Annotated in this window: 15 protein-coding genes; 7 read left to right on the top strand and 8 right to left on the bottom strand. The window is 60.9% G+C overall.

The window, feature by feature from the left end:
- Positions 1 to 8 precede the first annotated feature (8 nt).
- The 7 genes from PQQ86_RS22285 to PQQ86_RS22255 form a co-directional block, all read right to left on the bottom strand.
- Positions 9 to 1,250 (bottom strand): efflux RND transporter periplasmic adaptor subunit, encoded by a 1,242-nt coding sequence (locus PQQ86_RS22285; RefSeq protein WP_408279301.1) that lies wholly within the window; start codon positions 1,248 to 1,250, stop codon positions 9 to 11.
- Positions 1,251 to 1,288: 38 nt separating this feature from the next.
- The gene (locus tag PQQ86_RS22280) at positions 1,289 to 1,708 is read right to left on the bottom strand and encodes a hypothetical protein (protein WP_408271699.1); all 420 of its coding nucleotides are present in this window, start codon (positions 1,706 to 1,708) and stop codon (positions 1,289 to 1,291) included.
- Positions 1,709 to 1,737: 29 nt separating this feature from the next.
- Positions 1,738 to 2,214: a YMGG-like glycine zipper-containing protein gene (locus PQQ86_RS22275; protein WP_408271695.1), complete on the bottom strand. Its 477-nt coding sequence runs from the start codon at positions 2,212 to 2,214 to the stop codon at positions 1,738 to 1,740.
- Positions 2,215 to 2,414: 200 nt separating this feature from the next.
- On the bottom strand, positions 2,415 to 2,801 hold the full coding sequence (locus PQQ86_RS22270; RefSeq protein WP_097395455.1) for a response regulator transcription factor: 387 nt from the start codon (positions 2,799 to 2,801) through the stop codon (positions 2,415 to 2,417).
- A gap of 187 nt (positions 2,802 to 2,988) precedes the next feature.
- Positions 2,989 to 3,624: a response regulator transcription factor gene (locus PQQ86_RS22265; RefSeq protein ID WP_408271692.1), complete on the bottom strand. Its 636-nt coding sequence runs from the start codon at positions 3,622 to 3,624 to the stop codon at positions 2,989 to 2,991.
- A 5-nt stretch (positions 3,625 to 3,629) separates the two neighbouring features.
- Positions 3,630 to 4,838 (bottom strand): PAS domain-containing sensor histidine kinase, encoded by a 1,209-nt coding sequence (locus PQQ86_RS22260; protein WP_408271688.1) that lies wholly within the window; start codon positions 4,836 to 4,838, stop codon positions 3,630 to 3,632.
- A gap of 692 nt (positions 4,839 to 5,530) precedes the next feature.
- Complete coding sequence (locus PQQ86_RS22255) at positions 5,531 to 5,815, bottom strand: hypothetical protein (protein ID WP_408196337.1); 285 nt, start codon at positions 5,813 to 5,815, stop codon at positions 5,531 to 5,533.
- 317 nt (positions 5,816 to 6,132) lie between these two features.
- Between PQQ86_RS22255 and PQQ86_RS22250 the strand changes: the two genes are divergently transcribed.
- A complete protein-coding gene (locus PQQ86_RS22250) occupies positions 6,133 to 6,999 on the top strand; it encodes a transporter (protein WP_408271683.1) in 867 nt (288 codons plus the stop codon).
- 112 nt (positions 7,000 to 7,111) lie between these two features.
- Here PQQ86_RS22250 and PQQ86_RS22245 read toward each other — a convergent pair whose 3' ends face one another.
- Positions 7,112 to 7,873 carry a bestrophin-like domain gene (locus PQQ86_RS22245; RefSeq protein WP_408271681.1) on the bottom strand — a complete coding sequence of 254 codons (762 nt, stop codon included), beginning with the start codon at positions 7,871 to 7,873 and terminating at the stop codon, positions 7,112 to 7,114.
- Between the two features lie 228 nt (positions 7,874 to 8,101).
- On the opposite strand from PQQ86_RS22245, the gene PQQ86_RS22240 reads away from it, so the two are divergent.
- The 6 genes from PQQ86_RS22240 (at position 8,102) to PQQ86_RS22215 (ending at position 14,271) form a co-directional block, all read left to right on the top strand.
- Complete coding sequence (locus PQQ86_RS22240) at positions 8,102 to 10,630, top strand: hypothetical protein (protein WP_408271679.1); 2,529 nt, start codon at positions 8,102 to 8,104, stop codon at positions 10,628 to 10,630.
- Positions 10,631 to 10,740: 110 nt separating this feature from the next.
- A complete protein-coding gene (locus PQQ86_RS22235; protein ID WP_408271677.1) occupies positions 10,741 to 11,388 on the top strand; it encodes a potassium channel family protein in 648 nt (215 codons plus the stop codon).
- Between the two features lie 208 nt (positions 11,389 to 11,596).
- Positions 11,597 to 12,160, top strand: coding sequence for a lipid-binding SYLF domain-containing protein (locus PQQ86_RS22230; protein WP_408215712.1), 564 nt, complete (start codon positions 11,597 to 11,599; stop codon positions 12,158 to 12,160).
- A gap of 191 nt (positions 12,161 to 12,351) precedes the next feature.
- A complete protein-coding gene (locus PQQ86_RS22225) occupies positions 12,352 to 12,564 on the top strand; it encodes a hypothetical protein (protein ID WP_408271674.1) in 213 nt (70 codons plus the stop codon).
- Positions 12,565 to 12,614: 50 nt separating this feature from the next.
- Positions 12,615 to 13,481: a DUF2092 domain-containing protein gene (locus PQQ86_RS22220; RefSeq protein ID WP_408271671.1), complete on the top strand. Its 867-nt coding sequence runs from the start codon at positions 12,615 to 12,617 to the stop codon at positions 13,479 to 13,481.
- Positions 13,482 to 13,494: 13 nt separating this feature from the next.
- Positions 13,495 to 14,271: a hypothetical protein gene (locus tag PQQ86_RS22215; RefSeq protein WP_408271668.1), complete on the top strand. Its 777-nt coding sequence runs from the start codon at positions 13,495 to 13,497 to the stop codon at positions 14,269 to 14,271.
- Positions 14,272 to 14,323 lie beyond the last annotated feature (52 nt).

Below are 14,323 nucleotides of genomic sequence, written 5' to 3'. Positions count from 1 at the left end.
CGTGTCCCCTACTGCGCGGCGGTCGTGTCGGACGGGCGTCCCGTCGAACTGCTCTCCCCGCCCCCTGGCACGTTGGCCGCCGCATGCGCGGCCGGCGCCGCGACGATCTTCAGCGGCACGTCGGCAGCCACGCGAATCGCGCCGTCCACCACCACGCGCTCGCCCGGTTGCAGCCCCTGGGTGATGAACCAGTCGTCGCCATGCCACTCACCCACTTCCACTACACGCTGATGCGCCTTCGAGTCATTGTCCACAACCCACACGAAATGGCTCTTCGCACCCTGCAAGACCGCGCGTTGCGGCACAAGGATCGCCTTCGGCCGGGAAGCGCCGGACACGCGTGCCCGCACGAACTGGCCCGGACGTAACTGGCCTTTCTCATTCGCGAACGACGCCCGCACGAGGAACGTGCCGGTCTCGGTGCTGAAGGCGGGGTTGGTAAAACTGATATGGCCGTGGTTAGGAAACTCGGTGCCGTCCGCCATGATCAACGTCACTTCAAAGTCGTCATTGGCCGGAAACCTCAGGCGGCCTGCCGTGATCTCCTCGCGGAACTTCAGCAACTCATTCTCCGAAATGCTGAAGTTGACCCACATCGGATCGAGTTGATAGACATAGGTCAGCAAGCCCGAGGCCGACGCAGTGACAAAGCTGCCGTCCTGTTGCCTTGCGAAGCTGGACAAGCCGGTGAGCGGTGACTTGATGGTCGTGTAGCTGAGGTTCAACTGCGCGGTTTGCACCTGGCCTTGTGCCGCTATCACGGCTGCTTCGGCCTGCTTTTCGTTACCCGTCGCGTCGTCGAGATCCTTCTGACTCAATGCATTCTGTGCGGCGAGCGGAATCACGCGTGCGAGATTCGCCTTCGCGACCGTTAAGCGCGCGTGCTGCTGCGCGAGCTGACCTTTGGCCGTCTGCAACGCGGCGTCGAAGGGTTTCGGGTCCATCAGAAAGAGCGTCTGGCCGGCATGAACCATTTGCCCTTCGGTATAGAGCCGCTTGTCGAGAAAACCGTCCACCCGCGCGCGAATCTCAACTTCGCGAGAGCTCTGCGTTTGCGCGGTATATTCGAAATCGACGGGGGTGTCGGTCTGCACCACCGGCATCACGGTGACCTCGGTCTGTCCGGCTGCGGGCAGTGTCGCCGCCTTGTGACAGGCAACCAGGCACAGAGTCAGCATGGCAAGCATGAGAAGCCCGCGCACGCTTACCATTGCGTCACCATCGCCCGGTACTGGCCTTTGCATCAACATCGCGTGGCTTACAGGTTTCATCGATTCACCCGTTGCGGCTACGTAAGCGTGCAGGCGCCGAACAGCACCAGCGTGTCTTGACGGTTGACGAGCGTGACCGTTATCGAGCCCACCGTCTTGTCGAGCGCGATCGTCCACGCATAACCCAGTTCCATCCCTTGCATCAGGATCTGGTCGGGGCCGGTGTCCATGAAGCGAATGGCGGTGGTGCGTTGCGGTCCGATGACGGTTTTCTTCGCGAAGTCGATGCGCAGAAATTGCGGCGCGCCCAGCTCGGACGGCAGCGCGCGCAAGCAGAGCTCACCGGGGTAGCAATCGTCGGCGTCGATGGTGGCGCATATCAGCGGCACGCTGCCGTCGAACTGAGCCGCCGCGGCCGTCTGCGCTAACGCCACCGAAAAGAACCCGCTCACCAGAGCCAGAGTCCCAAGCGCTGCACGTTTGCATGTCCTGTTCATGGATGCCTCTCTCCTGCTGCGCGTGAGTTCTACTGCACCGTGTAGCCTCGGCCCGTCATGCATGCAGCCACCGCACGGTTGTAGGTGTTCAACGCTTGCGAGATTTGCTGCTGATTAGCCTGCGTTTGCGCCGCTGCATTCTCTTGCGTGCGGCGTGCCCGCATACCACCGGCGGCCGTGCCGGTGATCGCACCGATCGCGGCACCTTTGCCGGCGTCACCGGCCACCGCGCCCACCGCGGCCCCCAATGCTGCCCCGCCGGCTGCACCTCTCAGGCGTTGCCCTTGCGGCTGCGGAGCGGCGGATTGCGTCGCGCCTTGCTGGGCGAGCACCACCGGATCGACGCCGGTCGTCTGCTTCGCCCATAGTTGGCACTCCGCGGTATCGGTTTGCTGCCGGCTGACGCTTTGGCCTTTGGCCGGGTAAATGATGGGCTGCTGCGCAGCCGCTGAGCACGCCAGCGTCAGCACAAGCACACCCGTCAACCCTTGCACGATCGGTTGCATGGTCAGATTCCGTTCGATTTCCCTGAAGGCGAGCCGTTGGCGTGCGCTTATGCGTGCGCCCGATTCCGAACCAGGCGCCATCTTCGCCCCTGATTACTCGAGTCAATTATTGGATTTCGCGTCGTTCAATGGCAATTGGCCTTTGGTCCCATAACGCGCAAATTGGCGGCGCGGGCTTTGCGCGGACCTCTTCGATCACTTCACGCAGGTGGCTCACCGTCGAGTGCGGCGCGCACCGTCTTGACGAACAATTCGTCGTTGAAGGGCTTGCGCAGCCAGGCAACCGCACCGCCTGCGAGCGCATGCTCGCGTACGCCGATCTCGTCGTGTGCGGTAATGAAAATCACCGGCATGCCTTTGCCCGATAGACGCCGCTGGACTTCAAGTCCGTTGAGCCCGGGCATCTGCACGTCAAGGATGACGCAATCGGGTTGATAGGACGGCATCGATGCGAGGACGTCGAGAAACGCGTCGCCACTGGCGAACGTTTCGGCGGCGATCCCGATGGAGCGCAGCAATCGCTTGATCGCCCGGCTCACCGATTCATCGTCATCGACGACGACAACGAATGGTTTGAGTTTTCCCATGGAAAGTAGTCCGGTGTCCGGGAATGCGCGGATAAGCGCTCTCCCCCAGACGAAAGCCTACGAGGCAGGAAGGCTCGCGGATATTGGACCTTGGTCTCGTGTGGACCGATCTGCAGCCATCCGGCTGCGGACACACCGGAACGGGCCCTGAACCAGGCCGCGCCACCGCTGAACCGCTGCGATGATTTCAGTGCGAAACGTGGGTCTCGCCCGCACTGCCAAGACCGACCTTATCCGCGACGCGCACGAGTTGGGCCAGCGAAGTGACTTCCATCTTCGCCATCACACGTGCGCGATGCGCCTTGATGGTCTTTTCGACCGTGCCGAGCTCGCCGGCCACCTGCTTGTTCAGCCGACCCGTGACCACGAGCGCCATAACTTCCCGTTCGCGCGGCGTGAGCCTGTCCAGACGGACACGGATCGCGTCCAGTTCGCAGCGCACCGTGCGGGTCTGCGCCGCGCGTTCGAACGCTGCTTCGATCGCGTGGAGCAGATCGGTGTCGTTCACGGGCTTTGCCAGAAAATCGGCGGCCCCCGCTTTCATCGCGCCCACCGTCATCGCGATATCGCCATGACCGGTGATGAAGATGATCGGCAACTGCGCTTTGAGTTCGCGCTGCAATGCCAGACCGTCCAGGTCAGGCAACTGCACATCGAGCACCAGACAGGCGGGCGAATCGACCTCGCGCAGCCGTTCGAGAAATGCACGGGCATTGCCGAATGCTTCGACACGATAGCCCGCGGAATGGATCAAACGCGCCAACGCGCGGCGCACGGAATCATCGTCGTCGACGACGAAGACAAGCGAATCGGATTCAGTCATGGCCTTTATCGCGACTTATCCTCCGGCGTGGCATCGCCGGACGGCAATGCCACGTAGAATGTCGCGCCTCGATCGTTGTTGTTTTCGGCCCATAGTCGCCCGCGGTGCATGTCGATGATGGAACGGCTGATCGACAATCCCAAACCGAGCCCTTGGGGTTTTGATGTAAAAAACGGCTTAAAGATCTGGTCCAGCTTATCGGCGGTCAATCCATGACCCCGATCCCGAACAGCGATCAACACCATGCTCCTGTCGGCCGGTTTGAGCGTGACGCATACCACGCGGTCGCCAGGTGGGACTTCGTTCATCGCGTCGAACGCATTCAGCAACAAATTCAGCATCACCTGCTGCAATTGAACCCGGTCGCCGCGCACGCGCGGCAATGCCGTGTCGATATCGAGTGTCACGCGCGTGCCGCGCACGATCGCATCACTGTGCACCAACGCCACCACATCTCGCATCACGCTGGCGAGATCGAGCGGCATCACCTCGAGGTCGCCCTTCTTGACGACTGCGCGAATGCGCCGGATCACCTCGCTGGCGCGGTAATCGTCCTGGACAATATCGTTCAGAATGTCGCGCAATTCGGCCAGATCGATTGGATCGGCTGTCATGAAACGCTGAGCGGCCTGCACGTTGCTGAGTATCGCGGTAAGCGGCTGATTCAGCTCATGCGCCAGCGAGGAAGCGAGTTGCCCCATCGTCGACACCCGTGTCAGATGCGCAAGATCCTGGCGCTGACGGCGTAACTCATACCGGTCCGTCTTGTCGATGATGAATGCGAGCGTGACGCTTTCACCGTCGAAACGAAATGCACTCAGGTCGATGTCGGCACGAAATTCAGTGTCGTCCTTACGGCGTGCGCATAGATCGTCCAGCGGCAAGAACCCGCACGATTGCTGCGTGGTTAAAGGGTCGGCCCAACGCGACGCGTGGCTGTCGAAACTCAGCGCGCGAACCAGCATTTCCACCGGCTTACCTAGCAACTCATCACAGTCATAACCGAAGAGCCGCTCCGCTTGCGGATTGACCATTGTCATCACGCCGCGCTCGTCGAGCATCAAAGTCGCTAGCGGCAATAAGGCCAGCACTTCACGAAAATAGCGCTCGCCGCTCACCTTTTCGTCAACATCCGCGTGGGAATCGTGCGCGAGCACCGCTCGCGCGACGTCATCATAAGTTTTTCTGCGCGCGGTTCTCGCGGAGGCCATCATGCGAAGCCGATCCGTAAAACGCCGCTTCGTGCGCGACGCCGCCACACTGCTGTCTGGCGCGCCGGAAACCTCGGGAGGATTGGGAAGATGCTTGGGACGCAGACGCCCCGATTGACGAGGTCGATTAAAAGATTCGTGTAAACCCGCTTTATCGGCCAATTCGAAAAGAGCCGAATGCGCCGCAGGTTCACTGGATATACCGCGCTCGCGATAATTCGCTGCGCCAATTGGCGGATTAACACTGCTGAACGACGCCGATGCGCGATGCCGCAATCCGAGTACCAGCAACCCTAGAATGATCGCTGTTTGCAAAATGACAATGACAGGCATGACGATGCTCATGACCGAACGGCCTCTCAAGATTCGGCACCGCGAGGTTGGCTGCCAAAAGTCGTGCTGAACATCGATGCGAGACTACGCCCCTCTTGAACAGCAGGCTCATCGTCTCATTAGACAGTTAACAAACTAAAGAAAACGCGCTCTGAATGCGGTTGAAGGACGAAGGAGCACACCGGCAAAAGTTACAGCTGGAAAGCGCTTCCAGCCGGTAAAATCAATCGTAGTACGGACAGCAGAACATGTAAACGAGAATTGAAGTATTTATCTTGCACCTATATCGATCCGCTGACGAACGGGATCAAAGTCAAATTGTCCGCGTGCTGCTTTGATTGGTACCACGGCCGCCGGTCACGTCAATTGCACCCCTGGCCATTGGCCGTCCGATAGCAGGTCTGTCCGCTCGGGCTCTTATATACGCCCTTACCGTTTTTGGTCTTCGCTTCTCCGCCTTTGCTCGTTGTTGTTGTCGTGACACCGTTCTGATTCTTCTGCGCCTTCCATGCATTGCCGGTGTTCGGGTTATAGCCACCCGCCGCTTGCCCGTTATTGCATTCGGTCATACCTCGCGCGTTAGTGGTGCATTCCGCGAATACATTGGAAGACAACACAAACGCTATCAACACAAACAACACTTTCATGGCCGTCTCCTGAGGCAGCAGGCACAGGCACGGCTGCGCCCGCCACGACTTCCAGATTAACCCCATCTGCTCGCATGCATATTGGACCTTGGTCCTATTGCAAGCAGCGGCATTTCAGCCGCCTCATGGAGGCTCCGCGCAACGGAAGCGCAGGCTCAACGCTGACGCGCGGGCTCGCGGCGTGTCGTCCGGCACATCAGGCAACGCGTGAAGTGGACTTGACCACAATGCGGCATGCATCGATCGATTCAAACCACGTAGTCCCGCAATCGCGGCGCTTTCGGTTCGCGTGGGTCGGCCCCGCTCTGTTGTGCTCGATGTCGGCACCCTCGGCTCATGCGCAGGAAATGGAGCCGCGTGCCTATTCCGCCGTGCCGGTGGGAACAAATTTCGCCGTATTCGACTATGCGCGATCGAGCGGCAACGTGTCATTCGATCCGTCGTTGCCTATCACCAATGTGCAGGCACATATCAACATTTTCTCGCTCGGCTATTCGCACAGTTTCGGGGTCGCGGGGCATACCGTGAGTGTCGCGGTATCGATGCCCTATGCAAACGCGAATGTGAATGGCGACGTAAAGGGCATCGATCAGCAGCAATACCGCTCGGGTCTCGGCGACGTGCACTTCAGGATCGCGGCGAACCTGCTTGGCGACCCGGCGCTCTCTCTGGAAGAATTCATGCGACGCGCGCCCAGCTCGATCCTCGGCATCAGTCTCAGCGTGGTGGCGCCGACAGGTCAGTACGTACCCACCCGCCTCATCAATATCGGCGCCAATCGCTGGTCGTTCAAACCCGAGATCGGGCTCTCCCAGCCATTTGGCAACTGGTTCATGGACGCTGCGGCAGGAGTATGGCTTTTTACCGACAACGATGATTTTTTCGGCGGCCATCGGCGCAGCCAGGATCCCATGCCGACTTTCCAATGGCACGGCGGGTACACCTGGCGCCCCGGACTGTGGCTTGCCGCGGACGTCACTTACTTTACGGGTGGGCGCACCCACGTCAACGGAGTCGAGGATCAGGACTATCAACTCAGTGCGCGATACGGTGTCACGCTGTCCGTTCCGCTGGCCGCCCAATGGTCCGCCAAGCTCGCGTGGTCGCGTGGCCTGGTGACACGTGTGGGTGGCAATTTCCAGACAATCTCGGTCGCGCTTCAATACCGCTGGTTCAATCAATGAACCCTGTCAGGCAATGCAGCCTGTGTAGCGGATTCGCACAAAAAACCATGCCCGGCACCTGGTTGTTAACGCCAGGTGCTAGTGCCTAGTGCTTAGTACCTAATGCCTGGTCCTAGTGTCCGAGAATGTCGAGCGCCGCGCGCATCGGTGCGAAGGATATTTTCACTATTCCGCCGAGCGGCGTATTCATTTCCATGATCAGGAAGATCGCACCGGAAGTCGACAGCGCACACATCACGAGCGCCGTCATCGTCGTGCCGTTGCGAGGCGCAAACAGGCCGAATGTGCCGAAGAGAATAGCCAGCCACGACACCAGGACCACGAGCAACGGTACCGGAATCGAGCCGGTTTGCTGAAGAAGCGCTAGCCACCGCGTAGCCAGTACATCATCGACGATTTGCAGCGCCCGCGCCTGCAATTGACGCTGCGTGTCGGTACGTGGCGAGAGTGCCTCCACTTGTCGCTGCAACTCTTCTCCGCGGGCAACTACTTCGGGGCTGCTCAGTTTGGCGAGTTGGACAGGATCGCCGGAAGACATCACTGCGACCGACGCCGCGGTAGTGCGTTTAAGCGCGCTGCGAATTTCTTGCGTCTCAGGGCCATACTGGGCCAGCACGCGATCAAGGCGAACGATAGCGGCAGCGCTATGCAAAAGCTCCGTGTTCGTGGTGTCGAACGAGCCTTTTGCCGACGAAATCAGCAGGCCGAGCACCAGTGCGGCCATAGTTGCGACCAGACCGGTTGCCAGTTTGACGACACTGGTGGATTCATCGCTAAGGTGGTGCTGCGGCAGCACGCGGCGCAGATACGAACCAAGCAGCGCGCTACCAAAAACGCACGCGAATACGATTGTCGCGTCGACTAGGTGGTTCACACTGCATCCTCCGTCTCTGGTCACGCACGGTGCGATTCGACATGTTGCTCGCCGCACCGCAGTGTGCAATTGGACCAAGGTCCAATTGCACGCGCATCGCTGCGCACCTATCGTTGCAGGAGCCTGCGGAGGGCGGCAACACCCCAGGCCTGTCCCGTGTCTGCGATTTCGTTCTCCCGCTCTGGACGTGGTCGCACGGCGCGAGCGCCTTTCCGCGAGGAGCAAAACATGTCGACCTTCAGACCCCGCCTGCGAGTGTTGATGCTGGCGCTGGCGCTCACCATGGCGGCGGCGCAAACAAATCGCGCCGCCGCGCCCGACCCCGGCTGGCCACGCGAGATCGTCCGCGACGATGCAACGCTTACCTACTACCAGCCACAGATCGATGACTGGAAGGATTTCAAGGAGTTGACCGGTCGCATGGCGGTGAGCGTGACGCTGCGCGGCGGCAAGCCACAAGTGGGCGTGGTCACAATGCAAGCACACACCGATGTGGATATCGACAGCCGCAATGCACGGTTAAGCAATCCGCAAATCACCGGTACATCGTTTCCCGGTGCGGACGAGGCTACGACCCAGAAGCTCGATCAGGTGGTGCGAAAGTTTCTCAATCCGCAAGCATCGCTGACTTTGTCGATGGATCGGCTGGTGGCCAGCATCGATAAAAAGCAGGCACCCCCGGCTGTCGCGATCAAAAGCGACCCGCCCGCCATCTTCGTCAGCTTTGGTCCGGGGCTGCTGCTGTTCCTGGATGGCGATCCCGTGCTGGCGCCGATCAAGGACTCTGACATCGCATTCGTCGTCAACGCGAGTTGGCCGCTATTCGTCGACAACGCCACCCACCAGTACTATCTGTTCACCGGCAGTTCGTGGATGACGTCGACGGATATGAAAACGGGCTGGGCCGAAATAAAAACGCTCCCCGCGAAGATGACGAAGGTGTCCGCCGACCCCACGTGGTCGGACCTCAAGCCTTTTATCCCCGCGCCGGCAAAGCACGCCGGCAAGGCGCCAGCGGTGTTCTATAGCAGCACGCCCGCCGAGCTGATCAGCTTCGACGGCCAACCGGTCTACAGCGCAATTCCAGGAACCGCTCTGGTATTCGCGAAGAACACGGATAGCGACGTCTTCGTCTATACGCCGACGAAGACTTATTACTATCTGACGGCGGGTCGCTGGTTTTCGTCACCGGCTCCCAGCGGTCCATGGATTTACGCGACCAACCAGCTACCGGCCGACTTCGCCAGAATTCCCCGCGATAGCCCAGCCTCGCGCGTGCTCGCTTCGGTACCAGGCACGCCTGAGGCGAACGATGCAGTGCTTCTCGCACAGATTCCGACGGTCGTCGAGGTAAACCCGGTCGCAGCGGCGGCAGAAATCAAGGTGGTCTACACCGGCGAGCCGCAGTTCGCTCCGATCCAGGGCACGCCGCTCGCTTATGCGACCAACACCCCGGACAAGATCATCAAGGTTCAGAACCACTATTACCTCTGCTCACGCGGCGTATGGTTCGACTCGCCATCGCCCAGCGGACCGTGGACCACCAGCACGTCTGTGCCGCCAGTGATTTATACGATCCCGCCGGCCTCGCCTGTTTATAACGTGACTTACGTGACGCAACAGGTAGTGCCGGGTGGGACTGTTCAGGCGAGCTATACCGCGGGATATCTCGGCATGTTCATCGCGGGCGCCGCGGTCGGCGCAATCGTCGCGCAAGGCAACGGCTACTACTATCCGCCGTATGTGCGCGTCGGCTACGGGCCGTATCCGGTTTACTATCCGCGTCCCGCGCCCTATGGTTATCCGGTTTATAACCCCTATACGGGTGCGAGCGGCGTCCGCGGCGGCGTGTATGGCCCGGCGGGCAGCGCACAATGGGGCGCGTCGTACAACCCGTATACGGGCACCTATGCGCGCGGCGCGACGGCCTCAGGACGGTACGGCAGCGCGAGCGTTGCACAGGCCTACAACCCCTACACCGGCGCCTACGCGGCAAGCCATCAAGGATCGAACGCGTATGGCCAATGGGGCAGTTCGGTCGTGACGAAGGGTAATCAGTGGGCTGCGACGCAACACACCACCACCGCGAATGGTTCGGTTGGGAGTTATCAGAATTCCGCGGGCGGCAAGGCCGTGGCCGGCAGCACAGTCAATGGCCGCGCGGTAGCAGGCAAAACCGCTAACGGCGATCTATATGCAGGGCGAGACGGGAATGTTTACAAGAACACCGGCGGCAGTTGGCAGAAATACGACAACGGCTCCTGGTCCACAGTGAACAAGCCGACGTCTCAAACCGTTTCGCAGTCGGCTGCGCAAAAACCACCCTCCACTCAAGCGCAGCGAACAACCGGCACCGCGAACGCGGGTGCAGCTCAGCAGAATGCTCAGAACGCCCAGGCGAAACGCGCCGCCGGCTCTCGGCCAACTACCGCGCCAACCGCGCCGGGAAATACGCAGAGCTATCAGCAGCCGCGCCCATCTACGACCCAGCCCAATAGCGCACGGGCGCAGCAGCAGACCACCCAGGCCCACCAGCAATCGCGTCCTCAGGCGACGCCTACTACCCAACCCCAACGCCCCGCCGGCGGAATCGAGCGGACCAGCGCGCAGCCCTACTCCGGCGATCTGAATCAGCAAATGCAGAATCGGCAGAGAGGCGCCACACAGAGCCAACGCTACGCTCGACCCACGGGTGCGGGTGGCGCTGCGGGCAACGGCACGGGCGCGCGGGGCGGTGGTGGAGGATTCCGCCGCTAGCGTTGACGCCCGCTACAAGCCTACGAGCGCCCACGGCCGGCGGCCAATCAGGAGCGGCGATGATATTAAGGCGGCGGCATGATCGCACCCGGCGCTTGCGCATCGGCAGCATGGCGCTGCTCCTTTGCCTTCTTGTGCTCGACGTGTTCGTCGTACCGTTCGCACTGGCGCCGGACAGCCTCTCCGTGCGGATCGCGCGAGACATATTGCTATCGCTGATCCTGCTAAGCGGGATCGCGGCGGTATCGGACCATCGCACGGAATACATCGTCGTCGCGCTGGCCGCCGGCGTAACCATACTGATTCGCTGCACGTCGTGGCTTGTCCCGCTGAACACGATACCCGGCCTGCTCGACGTCACAGCGCCTCTGTCGTTGGGCATTCTTGGCGCGGTTGTCGGCATCAACGTGTTCGGGACCGGCCGGGCGACATTCGACCGGATCCTGGGCGCGGTCGCGCTTTACATATTAATCGGTGTCGTGTTGGCGGAGGCCTGCCAACTCGTCAACAGCCACGTACCCAAAGCTTATGCAGGCATTGCGTATGGGAGCGCTCAATACGATCGCGCGACCTGGATCTACTTCAGCTTTGTGACGCTGACGACTGTAGGGTATGGCGACATCACGCCGCTCGCTCATATCGCGAGATCTCTGGCGATTCTCGAGGCGCTGATCGGGCAGCTTTATCCGGCCATCGTGCTCGCACGTCTCGTTTCCCTGCACGTTGCCGCCGACGATTCCAGAAGATCTTCGTCGTAAGTCCTTGCCGTGACATACCGGGCCTCACGGCGCGATATTGGACCAAGGTCCAATTGTCTTTGCAGGTCGCCGACGCCACTATTTATTTCAACCGAAGCGAGCCGCAAACCACATCGGTCACACGATCACCGTCTCTTCAAGCAGCAAAGAATCCGACGCGCGAACCGCGTACAAACCGTGACGTCATTTCCCTGAATGGAGCACGAACATGTTCAAGTACCTTCGGCTTATCCTCGCCGTGCCACTCCTGCTAATCGCGGCCTCCTGTTCGACGCAGCAGACAGCGTCTGCGCCCGGAACCGATCCGGAACTCGAAGCAAAAGCACGCGCGGCACTGCAAACACTGGTCGACGATGCACCCCGGACGCAACAACTCCAGCAAATGGCAAAAGCTGTCCTCGTGTTCCCCGATATTCTGAAGGCGGGTTTCATTGTCGGCGCGCAAGGTGGCAAGGGCGTGATGTTCGGCCCCGATGGAAAGGTGCTTGGCTACTACACCGCGCGTGCGGTTTCCTACGGGTTGCAGGCGGGCGGACAAACGTTTTCCGAAGCAATGTTCCTGATGACAGATTCGGCCGTCAGTTACCTCAACAGTAGCGATGGATGGTCTGTCGGCATGGGTCCGAGTGTCGTCGTCGTGGACGCGGGGATGGGCAAGTCGATGACCACCACGACGCTGAAATCCGACGTCTACGCGTTCATCTTCGGACAGCAGGGATTGATGGCCGGTCTCGGCGTGCAAGGTCAAAAAATCTCCAAATACAATCCGTGATCTGAAGCTCGACTCCCCGCCTCCATATGGGCGGGGATGGGGAGCCCTGTCGTTGCAGCCGGTTTTCATTGCCTCAACCGTCAATACACCGAAGCCAGGGAAAAACCATGATAAAGCGCCTCATATGGTTTGCCATAATTCCAGCCGCCTTGTTCGGAGGCGCTGCCATTGCACAGTATCCGGTTCTTGACATGGTCGCAGGAAAGGTCGTTCAGAAGTACCAGGGATCGACCTGTGAGCAGTTATGGCAGGAACGTGCGCAGAAAAACGGCCAGCCCAAGTCCGAGCGGGAACAGCAAGCCGTGCAGTTGCTGCATAACGATCCGCAGATGCGTGCCGCGTTCATCGACAAGGTCGCCGCGCCGATTGCCAACAAGCTGTTCGAATGCGGCATGATCCCGTGATTGCCGCGGGACGCAATCCGTCAATCGACCGATTCGACGAGGCACCACCGATGACCTACGCGAAACTGCTCAGGCGCATTGCGTTCATCGTGCTCGGCCTGGCGCTGTCTGCGGGCGGCTATGCCCAACAGACGCACCACACGTCGAAAGCAGCGGCGAAGGCAGTCGCGAAGAACGTCGCGCCCGCATTCAAGCCGGGCCTCGAGCCACGCGCCGTCGATATTCTCAAGGAAGCGTGTGCCCGTCTCGCTGCCGCCCGCTCCATGTCCTTCACCGCCGTCGTCTCGTATGAAAGCCCCAGCCGTCTCGGTCCCCCGCTCGTCTACTCCACCCGATCGGAGGTCACGATGCAGCGGCCCGACAAGCTCAAGGTCGTCACGCTCGGCGACGGCCCGCCTTCCGACTTCTATTACGACGGCAAGACCATGACAGCCTTCGCGCCCGTGGAGAAACTCGCCGCAGTCGCCGATGCTCCGCCCACCATCGACGCCGCGCTCCAGACCGCGTTCGATTCCGGTGCGATCTATTTTCCGTTCACCGATGTGATTGTCGCGGATCCGTATAAGGACATCGCCGACGGTTTGACCACCGCTTTCTATATCGGTCAATCGAATGTGGTTGGCGGCACGACCACGGACATGGTGGCGTACGTCAACGGAGATGTGTTCATACAGATCTGGATCGGCGCGCAAGACAAGCTGCCGCGGCGCATTTACGCCATCTACCTCAACGATCGCGCGCGGCTGCGTCACGTGCTGGAATTGTCGAACTGGCAGTTGGATATCTCTGTGCCGTCTGACGCTTTCGCCGCGGCAGACGCGAGCGGCGCGGCGCGCATCGCTTTTGCCCGGCCGGACGCTATGGATGCACCGGGTATGAAGCCGCCACCGAAAGTCATGCATCAAAAAACCCAGTGAGGAGGAGACGCATATGAAGAACGCCGTCATCCGTCTGGTGGCTCTGCTCATCCCCGCGTTCGTCTCCGCCTATGCCGGCGCCTGGTCACATGCGAGCGCCTACGGTGGCAGCACGTCTCACGTTCCAGGTTCGGAGTCGACCACCCGCACCGATTTCGCCGGCGGCAGCGAAACTCACACTTATGGACAGGGAACCACCGCGACAGGCCGCTATGGCGACACGGCCACCCATCAGGAAGGTTCGGGACAGACGACCGCGACCAATCGATACGGCGGGAGCGCGACTCACACGTACGGTCAGGGCACATCCGCCAGCAACGGCAATGGCGGGACCGCCTACCATGCCACGGGCTCCGGCTACTCGACTTACACCAGCGCTTCGGGCGCGACGGCCTACCATAGTGCCTACTATGGCGCACATTACCCCGCCTACCATCCACCAGTCGCCGTGAACAATTACGGGTCGGGATGCTACAACTGCGGAGGCTGGTCCACAGCGGGCGCGGCCGCGGCGGGGGCGGCGGTTGGCGTCGCGGCCGGCGCCGCGATCGCCTCCGCCAACACGGCGGCGGCGACCTCGAACGCATACAATGCCGGCGTGGCTGCCGGAGCGGCAGGCGCTGCTACCGGCAACCCGGGTTTCGCGATGGGCGCAATTTATGCGGCGCTGCCGGCGGGTTGCATCTCGCCGAACGTTCACGGCGCGACCTACTATCTGTGCGGCAATACGTGGTTTCAACCCGCATACGGCGCAAACGGCGTTTACTACCGCGTCGTGCCCGCGCCCTGACACTGCCGGGCGCGCAACTGCGTTATTGCAGACTGTTTCTCGCGTGGACGCC

This window comes from Paraburkholderia sediminicola (assembly GCF_046026675.1).
GTDB classification, from domain to species: domain Bacteria; phylum Pseudomonadota; class Gammaproteobacteria; order Burkholderiales; family Burkholderiaceae; genus Paraburkholderia; species Paraburkholderia sediminicola_F.
The sequence above is the reverse complement of the archived record's forward strand: the minus strand, read 5'-3'. Positions and strand labels throughout refer to the sequence as shown.

What these genes read in the sequence shown, in the direction of transcription:
- PQQ86_RS22265 (WP_408271692.1), bottom strand. Translation starts at nt 3,624, where the DNA reads ATGACTGAATCCGATTCGCTTGTCTTCGTCGTCGACGACGATGATTCC.
- PQQ86_RS22280 (WP_408271699.1), bottom strand. Translation starts at nt 1,708, where the DNA reads ATGAACAGGACATGCAAACGTGCAGCGCTTGGGACTCTGGCTCTGGTG.
- PQQ86_RS22240 (WP_408271679.1), top strand. Translation starts at nt 8,102, where the DNA reads ATGTCGACCTTCAGACCCCGCCTGCGAGTGTTGATGCTGGCGCTGGCG.
- PQQ86_RS22225 (WP_408271674.1), top strand. Translation starts at nt 12,352, where the DNA reads ATGGTCGCAGGAAAGGTCGTTCAGAAGTACCAGGGATCGACCTGTGAG.
- PQQ86_RS22270 (WP_097395455.1), bottom strand. Translation starts at nt 2,801, where the DNA reads ATGGGAAAACTCAAACCATTCGTTGTCGTCGTCGATGACGATGAATCG.
- PQQ86_RS22260 (WP_408271688.1), bottom strand. Translation starts at nt 4,838, where the DNA reads ATGATGGCCTCCGCGAGAACCGCGCGCAGAAAAACTTATGATGACGTC.
- PQQ86_RS22285 (WP_408279301.1), bottom strand. Translation starts at nt 1,250, where the DNA reads ATGTTGATGCAAAGGCCAGTACCGGGCGATGGTGACGCAATGGTAAGC.
- PQQ86_RS22215 (WP_408271668.1), top strand. Translation starts at nt 13,495, where the DNA reads ATGAAGAACGCCGTCATCCGTCTGGTGGCTCTGCTCATCCCCGCGTTC.
- PQQ86_RS22275 (WP_408271695.1), bottom strand. Translation starts at nt 2,214, where the DNA reads ATGCAACCGATCGTGCAAGGGTTGACGGGTGTGCTTGTGCTGACGCTG.
- PQQ86_RS22230 (WP_408215712.1), top strand. Translation starts at nt 11,597, where the DNA reads ATGTTCAAGTACCTTCGGCTTATCCTCGCCGTGCCACTCCTGCTAATC.
- PQQ86_RS22235 (WP_408271677.1), top strand. Translation starts at nt 10,741, where the DNA reads ATGGCGCTGCTCCTTTGCCTTCTTGTGCTCGACGTGTTCGTCGTACCG.
- PQQ86_RS22250 (WP_408271683.1), top strand. Translation starts at nt 6,133, where the DNA reads ATGTCGGCACCCTCGGCTCATGCGCAGGAAATGGAGCCGCGTGCCTAT.
- PQQ86_RS22255 (WP_408196337.1), bottom strand. Translation starts at nt 5,815, where the DNA reads ATGAAAGTGTTGTTTGTGTTGATAGCGTTTGTGTTGTCTTCCAATGTA.
- PQQ86_RS22220 (WP_408271671.1), top strand. Translation starts at nt 12,615, where the DNA reads ATGACCTACGCGAAACTGCTCAGGCGCATTGCGTTCATCGTGCTCGGC.